Annotated in this window: 18 protein-coding genes; 9 read left to right on the top strand and 9 right to left on the bottom strand. The window is 36.0% G+C overall.

The genetic code is table 11. The annotated features are described in order from the left end of the window. Window positions 1-151 precede the first annotated feature (151 nt). The 3 genes from CRT24_RS06620 to CRT24_RS06610 form a co-directional block, all read right to left on the bottom strand. Complete coding sequence (locus CRT24_RS06620) at window positions 152-952, bottom strand: class I SAM-dependent methyltransferase (protein WP_099370454.1); 801 nt, start codon at window positions 950-952, stop codon at window positions 152-154. Between the two features lie 2 nt (window positions 953-954). Next, window positions 955-2022: an endonuclease/exonuclease/phosphatase family protein gene (locus CRT24_RS06615; RefSeq protein WP_099370453.1), complete on the bottom strand. Its 1068-nt coding sequence runs from the start codon at window positions 2020-2022 to the stop codon at window positions 955-957. A gap of 63 nt (window positions 2023-2085) precedes the next feature. After that, window positions 2086-2589, bottom strand: coding sequence for a GNAT family N-acetyltransferase (locus CRT24_RS06610; RefSeq protein WP_099370452.1), 504 nt, complete (start codon window positions 2587-2589; stop codon window positions 2086-2088). A gap of 103 nt (window positions 2590-2692) precedes the next feature. Here CRT24_RS06610 and CRT24_RS06605 point away from each other — a divergent pair, with 103 nt between their 5' ends. Beyond that, on the top strand, window positions 2693-3028 hold the full coding sequence (locus CRT24_RS06605) for a phosphoribosylpyrophosphate synthetase (RefSeq protein ID WP_099370451.1): 336 nt from the start codon (window positions 2693-2695) through the stop codon (window positions 3026-3028). Between the two features lie 17 nt (window positions 3029-3045). Here CRT24_RS06605 and CRT24_RS06600 read toward each other — a convergent pair whose 3' ends face one another. Beyond that, a complete protein-coding gene (locus CRT24_RS06600; protein ID WP_099370450.1) occupies window positions 3046-3675 on the bottom strand; it encodes a metalloregulator ArsR/SmtB family transcription factor in 630 nt (209 codons plus the stop codon). A gap of 231 nt (window positions 3676-3906) precedes the next feature. Between CRT24_RS06600 and CRT24_RS06595 the strand changes: the two genes are divergently transcribed. The 5 genes from CRT24_RS06595 (at window position 3907) to CRT24_RS06575 (ending at window position 6767) form a co-directional block, all read left to right on the top strand. Then, on the top strand, window positions 3907-4533 hold the full coding sequence (locus CRT24_RS06595) for a superoxide dismutase (protein ID WP_099370449.1): 627 nt from the start codon (window positions 3907-3909) through the stop codon (window positions 4531-4533). 9 nt (window positions 4534-4542) lie between these two features. Continuing rightward, on the top strand, window positions 4543-5040 hold the full coding sequence (locus CRT24_RS06590) for a DUF2480 family protein (RefSeq protein WP_099370448.1): 498 nt from the start codon (window positions 4543-4545) through the stop codon (window positions 5038-5040). A 5-nt stretch (window positions 5041-5045) separates the two neighbouring features. Beyond that, a complete protein-coding gene (locus CRT24_RS06585) occupies window positions 5046-5597 on the top strand; it encodes an NADPH-dependent FMN reductase (protein WP_099370447.1) in 552 nt (183 codons plus the stop codon). Window positions 5598-5601: 4 nt separating this feature from the next. Further along, the gene (locus tag CRT24_RS06580; protein WP_099370446.1) at window positions 5602-5865 is read left to right on the top strand and encodes a hypothetical protein; all 264 of its coding nucleotides are present in this window, start codon (window positions 5602-5604) and stop codon (window positions 5863-5865) included. A gap of 371 nt (window positions 5866-6236) precedes the next feature. Then, complete coding sequence (locus CRT24_RS06575; protein WP_099370445.1) at window positions 6237-6767, top strand: GNAT family N-acetyltransferase; 531 nt, start codon at window positions 6237-6239, stop codon at window positions 6765-6767. A 123-nt stretch (window positions 6768-6890) separates the two neighbouring features. Here the strand turns inward: CRT24_RS06575 and CRT24_RS06570 are convergent, their stop codons facing one another. The 3 genes from CRT24_RS06570 to CRT24_RS06560 all read right to left on the bottom strand — a co-directional run bounded on the left by CRT24_RS06570 (window position 6891) and on the right by CRT24_RS06560 (window position 8788). After that, window positions 6891-7643 (bottom strand): class I SAM-dependent methyltransferase, encoded by a 753-nt coding sequence (locus CRT24_RS06570; RefSeq protein WP_099370444.1) that lies wholly within the window; start codon window positions 7641-7643, stop codon window positions 6891-6893. 106 nt (window positions 7644-7749) lie between these two features. Continuing rightward, window positions 7750-8247, bottom strand: coding sequence for a GNAT family N-acetyltransferase (locus CRT24_RS06565; RefSeq protein ID WP_099370443.1), 498 nt, complete (start codon window positions 8245-8247; stop codon window positions 7750-7752). A 13-nt stretch (window positions 8248-8260) separates the two neighbouring features. Beyond that, on the bottom strand, window positions 8261-8788 hold the full coding sequence (locus CRT24_RS06560) for a GNAT family N-acetyltransferase (RefSeq protein WP_099370442.1): 528 nt from the start codon (window positions 8786-8788) through the stop codon (window positions 8261-8263). A 674-nt stretch (window positions 8789-9462) separates the two neighbouring features. Here CRT24_RS06560 and CRT24_RS06555 point away from each other — a divergent pair. The 3 genes from CRT24_RS06555 (at window position 9463) to CRT24_RS06545 (ending at window position 13455) form a co-directional block, all read left to right on the top strand. Further along, the gene (locus CRT24_RS06555) at window positions 9463-9888 is read left to right on the top strand and encodes a hypothetical protein (RefSeq protein WP_138090103.1); all 426 of its coding nucleotides are present in this window, start codon (window positions 9463-9465) and stop codon (window positions 9886-9888) included. A gap of 283 nt (window positions 9889-10171) precedes the next feature. Further along, on the top strand, window positions 10172-11335 hold the full coding sequence (locus CRT24_RS06550; protein ID WP_099370440.1) for an acyl-CoA dehydrogenase family protein: 1164 nt from the start codon (window positions 10172-10174) through the stop codon (window positions 11333-11335). Between the two features lie 23 nt (window positions 11336-11358). Continuing rightward, on the top strand, window positions 11359-13455 hold the full coding sequence (locus tag CRT24_RS06545) for a 3-hydroxyacyl-CoA dehydrogenase NAD-binding domain-containing protein (protein ID WP_099370439.1): 2097 nt from the start codon (window positions 11359-11361) through the stop codon (window positions 13453-13455). A 41-nt stretch (window positions 13456-13496) separates the two neighbouring features. Here the strand turns inward: CRT24_RS06545 and CRT24_RS06540 are convergent, their stop codons facing one another. Together CRT24_RS06540 and prpC are read right to left on the bottom strand one after the other, a co-directional pair. Continuing rightward, window positions 13497-14945, bottom strand: a complete 1449-nt coding sequence (locus CRT24_RS06540; protein WP_099370438.1) for a bifunctional 2-methylcitrate dehydratase/aconitate hydratase — start codon at window positions 14943-14945, stop codon at window positions 13497-13499. 27 nt (window positions 14946-14972) lie between these two features. Then, window positions 14973-16127: a 2-methylcitrate synthase gene (gene prpC / locus CRT24_RS06535; protein ID WP_099370437.1), complete on the bottom strand. Its 1155-nt coding sequence runs from the start codon at window positions 16125-16127 to the stop codon at window positions 14973-14975.

The raw sequence follows: 16127 nt of genomic DNA, 5'->3' as shown, positions 1-16127 counted from the left end.
CACTGGTAATGGTGTTATGTGGTGGTCGGTGGGGACACCGACCACGGCGTTGATGCCCTGATGGTGTCATTTATGCCTTGGTTGGTGTCTCAACCTTCCAGCTATTTCATGCCCTGGTTGGTGAAGACACCAACCAGTATTAGCAAGTTTCTTATTTCTTAACTGCTGTTATAGCATATAACATTGGTATTGTGCCTTGCAGTCCTTTGATCTGGAATTTGTTCGGTTCGATCTCAATTGTATTATTGAAGCAGTTGTAAGGAGAATAATCAAATTCTTCGAATGATTCTATTGACATATTATTTTTGATCAAGCCTTGGAAAACTTCGGATAAGGGATGATTCCAAGACACTTCTTTGGTTGAAATGTCTGCCTTTCGGTCGGCGTAAGTTCCTTCATTAGTTTCTATGATTGCACCATCATTGAAGTAGGAATAGTTGAATTTTGTGAAATCATAATCAAACATCCATACTACAGGATGAAACTCAACGAATACTAATTTTCCACCAGGTTTAAGGCATCTATTGATAACTGCTGCCCATTTGTCAAGATCAGGCAACCAACCTATAGTTCCATAACTCGTAAATACTATATCAAATTGTTCATTCAGAGAATCCGGGGCGTCATATACATCCGAACAGATGAATTCAGAATTGAGACCCAATTGACTATTGAGATTTTTGGCAACATCAATAGCTTGGTCAGATAGATCCAATCCTGTTGTTTGAGCTCCCATTCGTGCCATGGAAAGCGTGTCTTGTCCAAAATGACATTGTAGATGGAGGATTTTCTTGCCTTTTATATCCCCTAATAGGTTTACTTCTACTGGGTTTAGGCTATTTTTTCCTGCCAGGAATCCTTTGTTGTCATAGAATTCTGTATCGACATGAGCTTTGGTCTTTTCGTTCCAAAGTTTTTTATTTATTTCCTTGTAATTATCCTGATCATTCATAATTAATCATTATCCGAGGTGTCGGCGTTTCTTTTTTCTGCAGCTACTTCTTTATCTTCTTGAGTTGCATCTAATTGGTTTTCTTCCTGCTGATCTTCAGCTCTTTCTTCGAACTGAATATGTGCAAATATAGGATAATGATCTGAATCGTAATTGTCCAATTTTCTCAGGTCTCTCAATTTAAAATCTGCTGAGATAAAAGCATGATCTAACGGGAATTGAAGTAGAGGTTGTTTGGCATGAAATGTATTAAAAAATCCTCTTCCGCGTCTTGGGTCTAACAGTTCGCTCATCTTAAGGAAAAGTTCAGTGGTGTAGCTCCAAGCCACATCATTAAGGTCACCAATTACTATAACCGGCAATTTAGATTCTTTTGCTTTTTCAGCGACGATCAAAAGTTCTTTGTCTCTTTCCGTGGACCTTGGATTCTCGTTCGGTACTGGAGGGGTTGGATGTACGGCATATACTTGGACCAGCTGCCCGCTAGGAAGTTCAACTTTACAGTCTATGCTTGGGATTTGATCTTCCACGAGATATTTGACTTCTGGATCTATGATTGGAAATTTTGAATAAAACAACATTCCATAAGTGTTGTCAATAGGGACTTTCACATGATGTTCATAGTCTTTTTCCAAGGATTCCGTTTCACGATCCCATTTGTGGCTGGTTTCCAATAAGAGGATAAGATCTGGATTGTTCTCATGAATTACTTCCAAGCAACCTTTATAATTGATGTTATCTTCGTATACATTTGAAATCATGACTTTTAAGCTGTTATCGTCATCAATTTTAGATGCTTTGTATACTTGCTTTTTTCCAATAGGAGTGAAGGGATATATTTGATAAATGAGGTAGACAATATTACAGATAATTGCGCCTAAAAATATCAATAAGGTTATGTTTTGAAGGTCGTTGTGGATTGCCCAAAGCACCACCCATAATATGGATAGAACTAATTTTTGAATCCTTGGATATTCAAAAACGCGAAAAGTCCAATGATCCTGCCTGATAAAAGGCAATGCTGTAAAAATTAATAAAAAGCTTCCAAAAATAATTAGCGCTATTTCCATTTATTGATATTAATACTTTGTGTAATAAAATTGACTGTAACCCGAATAGAATATGTGTTATCATTAACTAGCAATTCGCTTGCCTAAAATTTTCAAGCCCCGTTCATCATTATCCAGTTTGGCAATATTTGGAAGATTTGCCCATTCTTCGAATCCAAATTTTTCAAATAATTTTAGGCTGGGTTCATTGTGAGAAAATATAAATCCCAATAAGGTTTTAATTCCAAATTGTGGAGCATTTAGTATGGCGAATTCCAGGGCTTTTTTCCCGATTCCTTGTCCTCTTGTATTGGGGTCAAGGTAGATGCTGACTTCAACAGTTGCGTCGTATGCTGGTCGGCCATAAAAAGATTGGAAACTTACCCATCCTATAATTTCTTGATTTTTTTCAATTACCCATAATGGTCTTTTGTTAGGGTTATGTTCATAAAACCAATTTTCTCGGCTTTCTATTGACACAGGTTCAAGGTCTGCTGTAACCATTCTTGATGAAATAGTCGTGTTGTAAATTTCTACGATTCTATCTAAATCAGAACGGTTTGCGATGCGGTAATATAGTTGTGTCATTGGGAAAGTATATTTTACTTAAAGATGTTCAAAATTGTAGAATAAATTGCTAAATTTCAACTAATCTGAATAGGATTAAATTAATTTGGAAAATCTATTTATTATGGAAGCAAGAAGTAGAAAAAGTTACGACACATTGAGTGAAGCTGTCAACGATCTTCAAAAAATGGGATATAATGAAGATTTTTTAGTTCAGGAAGATGGAGAATGTTTGTTCTGTGTTGGTCAATCGTTAGAATTGTCGCCTGACGAATTTGTTATTGATGAAATATTTAGGTTTGAAGGAATGACAGATCCAGGGGATGAGAGCATTTTATTTGCTATTTCTTCGAAGGATAATTTAATTAAAGGATTAGTGATCAATAGTTTTGGTGCGGAATTTAGTTTTCGGTCATCCAAATTAGTTGAGGAATTAAATAAGAGAAAAAGAGATATATAAATATTGAGCCCTTCAAATCAACTTGAAGGGTTTTCTATTTTATATACACAACGGTTTTCATCAGCCAAAATATGTTTTATTCGGTCTATTTTGAGTTCAGGCCCTAATAATGATCTGAAATTCTTTAGTTCAGCTTTGCAGAATTGTTGGCATTCAGTAGCTGCGGCACAAATAGGGCAGTGGTTTTCGATGAAATAATAAATATCATCTTCTTTTTTCCATTCTGCCATATAGCCTTCATCAGATCTTACTTTACTCAATTTGTTGAGCTTATCTTCAAGGTTTTTGGAGCCTTTAAGTTTGGCTTCATATCGTGCATAAGTAGTTTTTTCTCTATCCGTAATAAGTAGGTCTAATGCATTCTCTCCTAACAATGTTTTTACAGATTTCAGCAATTGCACGGTTATATCGGCGTGGCTGTCGGGAAATTTTGCCATGCCGGCTTGGCTTAGCGAATAATAAGTAAATGGTCTTCCGACACCGCTGCTTTTGCATTCATAATTTACCAAGCCTTCTTCAGAAAGCTTAATGAGTTGTTGCCTAGCACCCTCCTTCGTAATGCCTAATTCTTCTGAAATAGTCGCAGCATCAATCTCACCTCTCATCTTGATCAACATCAATATTTTCTGCGAATTACTTTTTTTCATATTGCAAGATTTTCCTTGTTTTATTTTGCAAATATAAGCATTAAAAATCAATCAATATTTTCTAAGGCATATAGGAATTATCTTTTTTTTAATTAAAAACTCTGTTTATTGTGTTTTAGAGCTGTTTTTATTTCTAAAAACAATGAGAAATCCCATTTGTATAAAACAAGTAAAAACTTGTTTTATTACTCGACTTTGTTAACTTTGTTGTACACAATTAAACAAAATATCATGAAATATACATTAGCACCATTACCTTATAATTTTGACGCATTGGAACCACATATTGATGCAAAAACGATGGAAATCCATCATGACCGTCATCACCAAGCTTATGTAGATAATCTAAACAAAGCTTTGGAAAGTTCAGGCATTTCTCAGGAATTGGAACTGGAGGATATAATCAAAAATATTTCAAAATATAGTGCCGCTGTACGCAATAATGGCGGAGGTCATTATAATCATAGTTTGTTTTGGGAGATTCTTTCTAGTTCACCAAAAGTTGAGCCTGAAGGTAAATTAAAGGAAGAGATTATTAAGTCTTTTGGTTCTATTGACCAACTAAAGGCAGATATCAAAAATTTGGCGTTGGGTCAATTTGGTTCTGGCTGGGCATGGCTTTTAGTAAAGCACAATGGAGCATTGGCAATCTCTTCGACTCCAAATCAAGATAACCCTTTAATGGATATTAATATTACCACGCAAGGATATCCAATTTTGGGAGTTGACGTTTGGGAGCACGCGTATTATTTAAATTATCAGAACAAACGTGCTGATTATGTTGATGCATTCTGGAAGGTGTTAGATTGGGAAGCGGTTGAGAAGAATTATGAATCAGCATGGTCAAAAATTAAATAAAAGAAAAAAATGACTGAAGACTTTGTAAATAAGGTAGAGGCGAGTGGAATTCTGACTATAGATTTGTTGGATTTTAAACCAAAAGAATCAAGTGTAGGATTGGACATAGCTGACTTTTTGCATTTGGGTTTGATGTTGAAAGAAAAAGAATTCAAGGAGAAAATAATTGCTTTTGACTCGAAAGCATTCAGCGGTAAATCTGTTGCTATTTTTTGTTCTTCCGATGCAATAGTTCCAAGTTGGGCATATATGCAGTTGGCAAATTCCCTGACAGGAATAGCAAGTCATTTGGATTACTGTGATGTTGAATGTTTGGATTTAAAGATATGGCAGGAGAACATTCAGAATGCTGATTTAAGCCAATATCAAGGTGAAAAAGTAGTTGTTCGTGCGCATCAATCAATTCATCCTTCCTTATATATTCTGATTACCCAGCAGCTAAAAGGAGTAGCTAAAACTATCATGTATGGTGAAGCTGGTCTTCCAAAAGTCATTACAAAGAATTAAAAAAAATGAAAGCTTTAATATATAATGGTGCATTAGAGAGAAGGAGCTCTTCAACAGCTTCTAAAATTTCGGAATTTTTGAAGCAAGATCTAGAGAATAAGGGGGTTGAAGCACAAATTTTTAATGTTGCTGATTCGGGGATTCCACTGTTTGACTTCACTCTAAATAGTACTCCCAAATCTGTTGAAATCATGAATCATACATTTCGCAGTGTGGATATGCAAATTTGGTTGACTCCATTATACCATGGTAGTATGACAGGGGTAATGAAAAATTGCTTGGACTGGTTGGAATTCAGCGCCAAGATGCCACAGCCTTATTTAAGTGGGCAGCGCGTGGGCTTAGTTTGTTGGGCTGATGGTGTGCAAGCTATGCAAGGTATAAATGCGATGGATGCTGTTGCGAAATCATTGCGAGCATGGACATTGCCTTACGCTGTGCCCATTCAAAAGCTTGAGTTTTATAATGAAGAATTTGAAATCGCCCAAAAATATCAGGAACGATTCAGGATTTTAAACAATCTTTTGGTTGATGGGCCAGTAATTACTAAAAACTAACCACATGGAAAATTACATTTTATCATTTAGAGCACCATTGAAAGCTCTATTGCAAAGACAACAAATATTTGAAAAACTAGGGAAAGAATATCCTCAGTTGGGTTCCATATCAATTGATATGGATGATAAGCAGTATGTAATAAATGTACATTCACCAAGTCGACTGGAGAACGAAATTCAAAATATTTTATTGACATATGGATATAGAATAGCTTTTGTAAAAGCTGTTTCATATAGTACACTTGATCCTAAGGTCAAGACGGCTTAATATTTTTCATTTCTATTTGTCTAGCGAGTCATTCTGAAAGGAGCGGCTCGCTATTTTTATTAAATGTTATTTTTACAGGACAGCGCAGGATGGATAGGAAATAGTTTCTTGTTAGATTTGGAATAGGGCATTGGTACTGCTTTAAAAATAAAACCTAAACTCAACCTTAGTGATGGGTTATAGTTAGACTGGAAATTGTCTAGTATAGTTATAACCCCTTACTTTTAAACATCAACTTAAAAACAACAAACAAGGAATAAATAATTCTATAACATAGATCATCATTAATTAAATTGGTTCATATGGGTTTTCAACACCCGTTTCTGTAAATTCCCCAAAGCCCTTTGGGGAATTTTTTTATACATTTGAGTATGTCATTAGAACAATTTTCAGGGTATACATTTAGAAAGGCTGAGCTAAATGAGGCGACAGCAATATGGTCTATTATTCAAGAGGCAATAGCTAAAAGAAAAGAGGAGGGTAGCAGTCAATGGCAGGATGGCTATCCGAATTTGGATGTTGTGAAGCTGGATATCGAAAAGGGCCAAGGCTATGTTAGTTTGAACGAAGCTGGAGAACTTACGGGATACCTTGCTTTAATTTACGATGGTGAGCCTGCGTATGAAGCGATTGCTGATCAATGGTTAACAAACCGCCCATTCTCCGTTGTTCATAGAATAGCGGTAAGTCAGGATAAGTATGTCAAAGGGCAAGCGACCTGGATGCTTCAAGAAGCCGAGAAGGAAAGTTTGAAAAATGGATTTCTGAGCTTGAAGGTGGATACGAACTTTGATAATGTAGGAATGTTGAGGGTGTTGGAGAAATTGGGCTATGTGTATTGTGGGGAGGTTTATTTTAGGGGAAGTGCAAGAAAAGCTTTTGAGAAAAAATTAGATGAATAGCATCATAAAAGAAAGAGGTTCTGCTGAACCTCTTTTTTTGGAATTCGTTTTCCTGTTTGTCACCAAACCCAATTATAACAACAGAGCGTGTTATAAAATGTTTTATTGACATTTAACTTTCTTCTAGCTTGGTAATTTGCCGACTCTCATAATAATTTTCCAAGTCACTTGTTTTGCTTCGGTTTCATCTTTCCAAAAAGGTTCCAGTTCAGTTTTGAGTTTTGAGAGTGGATTTTTTTCTTCTTGTTGAATATATCTTTGTGTAGCAGACCAACTCAATAAGTGTCCCAAGAAATCTTGCAGGTTATATTTTTTTCGGATAAAAAACTCTGGTGGTTCAATTTCTCGAAAAGGGAAAGGGATAGTTGTGTATCCCTGTTGGAGCAATTTGATTTCTGATGGCCAATAAGGTCCAACAATTTTATCATGGAAATGTTGGGTAATTGGATCAATATCTTTGTTAACAATGGGTACAGCATATGCCCATACGGCGATTATTCCATCTTTTTTAAGGACTTTTTTTGCTGCTTCATAAAATTTGTCGATATCGAACCAATGGATTGCCTGTGCTACAGTGATAATATCAACAGAATTCTCATTTAGCTTAGGTTCTTCAGCTTTTTCTACATGATACACTACTTTATCATGGTCGAAAGCATTTTTTATTTGGGCCTCACTTGGGTCAGAGGCATATACTTCATCATAGAAGTCAGCTAAATGTATTGCAGATTGACCATTGCCGGTTCCGCAGTCCCAAGCTAAGTCGTGGGCAGGAGTTAAGCTACTAAGATAATCATACAGCTCGTGAGGGTATGATGGTCTAAACTGAGCATAAATAGATGCTTGTTTAGAGAAATTGTCACTAAATGTTGCCATAGTACCTTTTTTTTACATCTATTTGTCAATTAAATTTACAAATAATTGATGAGCAAAAAGGCTATTCTCTCAGATAAATTTTATTGATTCTTGATGCTTAAAATTTTCAATTAAGTTTTTTGGAAATCCTCATCCTAAGGACATTCCATTCTTCTCCATTGAATATTGTTATTCTCTTTTTAAAAGGAATTACTTCAAATCCCACTTGCCTGTAGCAATGTATTGCTTGATGATTCCAATCGTATACATTTAAATCGAGTTGTTGGAGATTGAGTTCATCAAAACCTTTTTTGCAAACCGCTGATAACAATTCTTTACCTAATCCTTTTCCTCTATAGTTTGGGTCTCCAATAATAACTCTACTGATCAAACCGATTCCAGGTTCGTCAACTTGAATTTCAGCATGTCCTATAACATTGTTCTCAGGAATTAATACGCCTTTGAATACATGCCTCTTGCTCTCATTCAAATGAGCTTCTAATTGATCTGTCGATAGCGGATATTTAAATTTTGTTCCTGCAAATTGAACCAAAATTTTAGCGTCAGTAACCCATGAAATTAAACGTTGGAAATCTTCCGAACTGAATGGTTCGAGTTTTATCATTTAAAAAGGCTGTTTATTTTGATTCAAGATTCAATTCACACCAAATAGCAGGTGAGCCATCATAATCAAATTGTTCACCAAAGTTAAAGCCTAGTTTTTTTAATACATTCTTAGATCCGGTATTTTCAGGATGGACAGTTGCTATCAGAGAGTCTAATTTTAATTTGTTTTTTGCATAATCTATTATTGCATTACATGCTTCTGAAGCATAACCCTTGCCCCAATGACGTTGCTTGAATCGATATCCAAGATCATAAACATTTACTCGGCCGTTGACAGGTTCTGTTAGAAGTTTTAACCCGCACCAGCCGATCATTTCATTGGTGTCTAGGCTCACAACTGCCCATCTGCCAATGCCGTTCTCAATGTATTGTTTTTGGATATACTTTATAGCATTATCTATTTCTTCCATGGATTGAACCGGTTGGTTAAAAATAAATTTATGAACTTGATGATCAGAATCCATTTCATATAGATCATCACGATCTGTCGCTAATATTTCTCGAAGGATAAGTCTTGCTGTGTTGAGTTTTGGAGTCATAAAAATCTTGATAATTGAAATTAAATATAATAATGATGTTTTGTAATTAAGTTGTTTGTCGATTTTATTCGACAATAATTATTATAAATTAGGGTTACTATGAAATTCATTCGGCTGTAATTGATTAATTTAGGGGTTTGAATTATCCAAAAAACGTTCGAATAAGAAGAATTTTACTACCTAAGAAAACCATAAATTAAAGCCATCGAATCCTGATGGCTTTTTAAACGCCTCATAACTTAATATTAACTTAATATACTTATTTAAAAATTTAAATAAATCCAACTTAACTTTTCATAATTTTTAATTTATATTTTAAAATTAGTTTTTATGTGGTTTTCTATATTAAAATTTATAAATAATTGTGAGTTAGGAGTATAGTATTAGAGTTAAAATGTTTTATTTATTATTATTCGATAAATATTTGATTTTTTCTTCATTAAAAATATTATAAAAATTTTGTTTTAATAATAAAGTAATTGAAATATAGTTACTTTTGTATCGGTAATTCCTTTGGGTAATAAATAAATTTTTATTGCAGATTAAAATTGATAATCGCGATAAGCAGGAGTGTTATGTTCAATAAGTAGCAACCTTCTGTTTATGTGCAATAAAGCTATAGCAACATGATTTTGGGGAGGTGTTCAGCTTTTAATTATCATAATTCAAAAAATATGGAAATACCAAACAACACCTTGGAAGGGCAAGACCTCAAGAATAGGCTACAGGAAGTGGCGACCAGTTGTTTTACATCAACTAACAATCTTGAGAATTTAAGTGAAGAGCAACAACTTCAAATTATTAATCTATTTGATCGTATCAAATACAAAGATATTATCGATCAGGGATTTTGGAGTTTGGGAGGTGGCCTAAATCACTACAAACTAAGTTTGAATGAGATAAAATTGACGGTTTTAGAGATTTTATCTTCTAGATCTGACGACAAAGAGAGATTGATTTTGAAAGAAATCTTCTTATTCCTTAACATTCTCGATGAGCCAAGTTTTTATCAACTTTTTGCGTTGAGACAATTGCTACATTGTCCAGAAGAAATCTTTAATGAGAAAGTTAAAGAGGTTCAAGGCAACTATTTTGCGTAAAATCTAGAATTAAGACATTAGACATAAGGCTTTAGAATATCCTTTCATAATAATTACTTTTTTTTTCATACAATCTGCAACACATAAGGCAATAAAAAATTTTAGAATAGTTCCTTTTTAGAGCTTTATGTGTTGTTTCAAATTTGATTTTCTTTAGCCTTATGTCTATTTAATAGTCTAGAACCAAGTTGCCTAATTGACCTAATTTTCCTACTTTTATTTCAGCTACTCTTTAATAATCTCGCTTATTAAAGATATGCTCGTTTGAACCAAATAAACTTTTATGCTAATAACACAATTAAACCCTGAACATCAAGTTTTCAGGGAAAGTCTTCGTTCATTTATTCAAAAAGAAATCCTTCCAAATGTTGATGCTTGGGAAGAAAAAGGTGAAATTGATAAGTCAATCTGGAAGAAAATGGGTGATATGGGCTATTTAGGTCTTATCTTCCCTGAAGAATACGGAGGCTTAAATTTAGAATTTGATTATTCCAAAATATTCTGCGAAGAATTGTCGCAATGTTTTTCTGGCGGATTCACGATTTCTGCTTTGGTGATTGAATATATGTCGGCAACCTATCTATGGAAATATGGTTCAGAATTTTTAAAAGAAAAATATCTTACTCAAGTGATTGCTGGTGAAATGGTGAGCGCCGTTGCAATTACTGAGCCTGGTGCAGGCTCCGATGTTCAAAATATCAAAACTACCGCTGTAGATGAAGGAGACTATTTTGTGGTGAACGGTTCAAAGACTTTTATTACCAATGGCTATTATGGTGATTTTTTTATCACTGCAGTAAAAACAGATCCCAAAGCTGGAAAAAAAGGTGTCAGTTTATTGCTAATAGACCGAAATGCTGCAGGTGTGACCGCCAATAAGATTAAAAAGATGGGTTGGTTGGCTTCAGATACTGCTGAATTGGCTTTTGATAACGTCATTGTTCCTAAAGAGAATCTTGTTGGTGAATTGGGTGAAGGGTTTAAATATTTGATGGGAGGATTGCAGCTCGAAAGATTGACGGCCGCTATTCACAGCTTAGCTACTGCTGAATCAGCAGTTAATTATACCTTGGAATACATCAAGGAAAGATCAGCTTTTAACAAACAATTGAAGGATTTTCAAGTTATTCGTCATAGGGTGTCTCAGATGATGGCAGATATATTGGTGCAAAAAGCATTTGTGCAATATTGTTGTGATTTGCAGAATCAAGGTGTTTATGCAGTAAAAGAATGTTCTATTGCCAAATTGCAATGTAGTGAGCTCGCTGTCAAAGTAATCGGGGAATGCTTGCAGCTGTTTGGTGGTTATGGTTTTACTGAGGATTATAAAATATCAAGGCTTTACAGAGATGCAAAAGTCGGAACAATTATAGGAGGAACTTCAGAAATAATGCTAGAGATTTTATCAAAAATATTCATTGATGAAATTGACTATGCATCACGATAGATAACAGTCTAAATTAATTGATAATGAGCAAAATTAAAGAAAGAATTAAAGAGCAAATCAGCGTGAGTAAGAATGCTGACGGAGTTTATCAATTAAGATGGATCAACGTGCGCACAAGTCCGCACGACCTTTCTATAGACGAATTTAAGTTTTGTACAGAGCTTTTATTGTCCGTTTTAAAGAAAGAAGATTGTACTAGTTTACAATTAATCTTAGAGGGTAAGTTCGAAAATGCAGATTATGCTGAATTGATCGACCAGTCCAAAAATGACAGTTTTATAAAGAAACTCGACATTATTGATGGTTTGATCTTAGAATTGTCGGAAATTGAAAAGCCAACAGTCGTTCTGTTCGATAAAAGGTGTACAGGTCTTGCTGCTGCTTTTCTTCTCTTGTTTGATAGGAGAATTGCGATTGGACCAAAAGCAAAATTGGGATTCCCAGAAGGTTCCCTTGGCATGTTGACAGGGAATGGTAGTTTTACCAAACTTATCAGTATCCTCAAACCTGAATATTGTTATGATCTATTGACTTCGGGCAAATTGATAAAACCAGAGGAAGCCGAAAAGGTCGGTCTAATTAATGGACGGATTTCCTCGTGGGATCAGGTTCAAAATTGGTTGGCAGAAAATTCAGAGGTTAATCAACAAGACAAATTCAAGTGGAAAATAGACAATGCTGTATTGCAGGAAGGTACGGATATCTTAAATTCTAAGTCTTTAAAGCCATCATTAATGACTGAAGTTCTACTTGGTTTATTAAACGCATCTGCTGGATTGAATTTCAAGGAATTGTTGGAGCGTGAGCATCTGGCATATTATGGCATATTAACGGCTAAAGAAACCACGGCTAGAGTTCGAACATTTCATTATGCAATTCAAGAAGCTATTGATAGCACTGAGGATTTGGAAGAGGAAGATTCAATTTCAAAGGTTGGTGTTATTGGTGCTGGCATGATGGGCTCAGGCATCGCTTATGAAGTTGCCAAAGCGGGAATCGATGTGGTTTTGAAAGATGTCGATCTTCAAAGTGCTGAGAAAGGAAGAGCATATTCAGAGAAAGTTTGTAATAAACTGATCGAGCTCGCTAAAATGAAAGAAGAGGATAAGCCTAAAATCATGGAACGCATCTTGGCCACCGAAGAACTTGAAGACCTGGATGGTTGTGAAATTATCGTTGAAGCAGTATTTGAAGATAAACGATTGAAATCTGATGTGATAAAGGAAAGTAAAGGATATTTGCAGTTGAGTGGGATATATGCCTCTAACACAACATCTTTACCGATCGGGAAATTAGCAAAGAATTTCGATGATCCAAGTCGTTTTATAGGTTTGCATTTTTTCTCTCCTGTAGACCGTATGGCTCTTGTAGAAGTTATTTGTGGAAAAGAGACATCCGATATTACTTTGGAAAAGGCTTTACATTTTGTGGGCAAGTTGAAGAAAATTCCTATTGTAGTCAATGATGGAAATGCATTTTTCACTTCTAGGATTTTCTTTTACTATTTGTTGGAAGGAATTACGATGTTGCTGGAAGGAATTCCGATGGAGCGAATTGAAATCGGTGCTAAAAACGCTGGTTTTGCCGTTGGTCCATTGGCGGTATTGGATGAGATTTCATTGCCATTGATGGTACATGTTTATGAACAGTTGCCGGAAATGAGTTATAGCCAAAAAAGGGTTTATAATTATTTGCAAAGAATGATCAAGAAGGGTAGGACAGGAAGAAAATCGAGTCGTGGATTCTATGATTATCCAGATGATAAACCGAAGAAATATTATAAAGACCGCGAACTAACTAAACTCGATACTCAAATTTCTGATAAGGATATTCAGGATCGGTTATTAGGTGTTATGGCCCTTGATAGCTATCGATGTTTGGAAGAAGGGGTTTTAAATTATCCTGAAGATGGAGACGTTGGTTCTGTGTTGGGAATTGGATTTCCAGCTCAGACAGGAGGTGTTTTCAGTTATATCGATAATATAGGGTTAGATGAATTTATCAAGAACTGCGAAAGCTTTTCTCAATATGGAGACGAGTGGGAAATTCCTGAATCATTGAAGAAATTGCGTGATGAAGGTTTTACATTTTATGATGGATTTATTTCGCACTGGCCTTAAGAAAAAACAAAATGGGGAATCAAGCGATTCCCCATTTTATTTTATACCATTAGATCAACCAGTTCATGAACTGGTATTTTGGTTAGTTTATCGTATTCTAGCGTATTGTCAAGGATTGTTTTTTGTTGTTTTTCTGCAAAAACACGAGCTAAATTAATCTTGTATTTTTCTATCAATTTAGGGATTCCTTCATCTCTACGTCTTCTGTGACCAATCGGATATTCCACTACAACTTCATCGAATACCGTACCATCATTCAGTTCTAATGTCAGAGCATTTGCGATTGAGCGTTTTTCTGGATCATGATAGTCTTTGGTAAATTGTGGGTCTTCAAAACATGTTATTTTTTCACGGAGCTCATCGATTCTTGGATCTGCGGCAACATTGTCTTCATAGTCAGCAGCTGTAAGTCTTCCGAAGATTAGAGGCACTGCTACCATATATTGAATGGCATGGTCGCGGTCAGCAGGATTGTGCAATGGTCCTTTTTTATCGATTATTCTGATAGCGGCTTCATGCGTTCGGATTTTGATCGATTTGATGTCATCTGAAGTTTTCCCAGCATCTTTAAGTTGTTGGTGCAAAGTCATTGCTGCTTCCACAGCTGTTTGAGAGTGGAATTCTGCAGGGAATGAGATTTTGAACAGTACATTTTCCATGACATACGTTCCGTAAGGTCTTTGGAACTTAAAAGGGTTTCCTTTGAAAGAAACATCATAAAATCCCCAAACAGGAGCAGTTAAAACTGAGGGATAGCCCATTTCACCTTTTTGAGCAATTAATGCCAACCGTACGGCTCTTGAGGTCGCATCACCAGCAGCCCATGATTTCCTGCTTCCGGTGTTTGGTGCATGTCGATATGTCCTTAACGATTGGCCATCTACGAATGCCAAGGATAGGGCATTGATTAGTTCATCTTTGCTAAGACCCAATAGTTTACTCACAACAGCTGTTGAAGCTACTTTTACCAAGATAACATGGTCTAGACCTACTTTATTGAATGAATTCTCTAGCGCTAAGACACCTTGCACCTCATGTGCCATAACCATGGCTTCCAAGACTTCAATCATTAACAAAGGTTCCTTTCCCTGAGCAATCCGATTTCTAGAGATCCAGTCTGCAACGGCAAGGATTCCACCAAGATTATCTGACGGGTGTCCCCATTCTGCAGCTAACCATGTATCGTTGAAATCTAACCAGCGTACCATAGCTCCGATATTGAAAGCCGCTTGGATAGGGTCTAATTGATAGGGTGTTCCAGGAACTTTAGCGCCATGAGGAACAATTGTCCCAGGTACAATAGGGCCTAGCATTTTTGTGCAGGCAGGATAAGTTAAGGCTTCAAAACCACAACCCAATGTGTCTAGAAAGCAATAATGTGCCGTTTTTAGAGCTAGATCACTATCTATTTTATACTGTAGGATATAATCAGCTATATCTACTAAAACTTGGTCTGGATTGGGTCTGTTGTTTGAAATATGTGAAGACATTATTTTATTTAAATGATTGTTGAATTATTATTTTCTTTCTGATATTGGAACAAATTCTCTGTTTTCTGGTCCAGTATAATTTGCACTAGGTCTGATTATTTTTCCATCCTCTCTTTGTTCAATTATATGTGCTCCCCATCCAGAAATTCTTGACATAACAAATAATGGAGTGAACATATCTGTAGGGATGCCCATTAAATGGTAAGCAACTGCGGAAAACCAATCTAAGTTGGGGAACATTCTTTTTTCATCCCACATAACTGTTTCTATCCGTTCGGCGATATCATACAGGCGCATATCACCAGCTTCTTCAGAAAGCTGTTTAGCGATTTTTTTTATCACTTGATTTCTAGGATCGGCAATCGTATAGACTGGATGTCCAAAACCAATGATTACCTCTTTGTTAGCTAGCCTTTTTTTGATGTCAGCTTCAGCTTCATCAGCATTGGCATATCGCTCTTGAATTTCATAGGCTACCTCATTGGCACCGCCATGCTTAGGGCCCCTAAGTGCGCCGATTGCTCCTGAAATTGCCGAATAGACGTCAGAACCAGTTCCTGCAATTACTCGAGAAGTGAATGTCGAGGCATTGAATTCGTGTTCTGCATATAAATTTAGCGAAACTTGCATTGCATGAACCCAAGAAGACCTAGGTTCTTCACCATGTAAAAGATGAAGAAATTGGCCTCCCAATGTTGCATCAGAGGTTTCGACATCTATTTCTTTCTGATTATGACTGAAATGGTACCAATATAATAGTGCGGATCCCATACTGGCCATTAAACGATCGATTATATTTCTAGTAGTGTCAACTTCGTGAATAAGTGGTTCTGGCTCCAGAGTGCCAAAAACCGAAACTGAAGTTCTTAAGACATCCATTGGATGCGCAAATTCTGGAATTAATTTCAAGACATCCTTTAATGGTTGAGGTAGTCCGCGATCAGCAATTAATTTTTGTTGATAATGTTGAAGTTCGGATTCAGTTGGAAGATGACCATGGATTAATAGGTAAGCTACTTCTTCAAAGGTTGCTTTTTCTGCAAGATCTAAGATGTCGTAGCCTCTATAATGAAGGTCATTTCCACTTTTTCCTACTGTACATAATGCTGTGTTTCCAGCAGGAACACCCGAAAGGGCAACGCTTTTTTTAGGCTTAAACCCAGTTTCATTGGCTTCTTTCAT

The organism is Sphingobacterium sp. 1.A.5 (genome assembly GCF_002734235.1).
Classification (GTDB): Bacteria; Bacteroidota; Bacteroidia; order Sphingobacteriales; family Sphingobacteriaceae; genus Sphingobacterium; species Sphingobacterium daejeonense.
The sequence above is the reverse complement of the archived record's forward strand: the minus strand, read 5'-3'. Positions and strand labels throughout refer to the sequence as shown.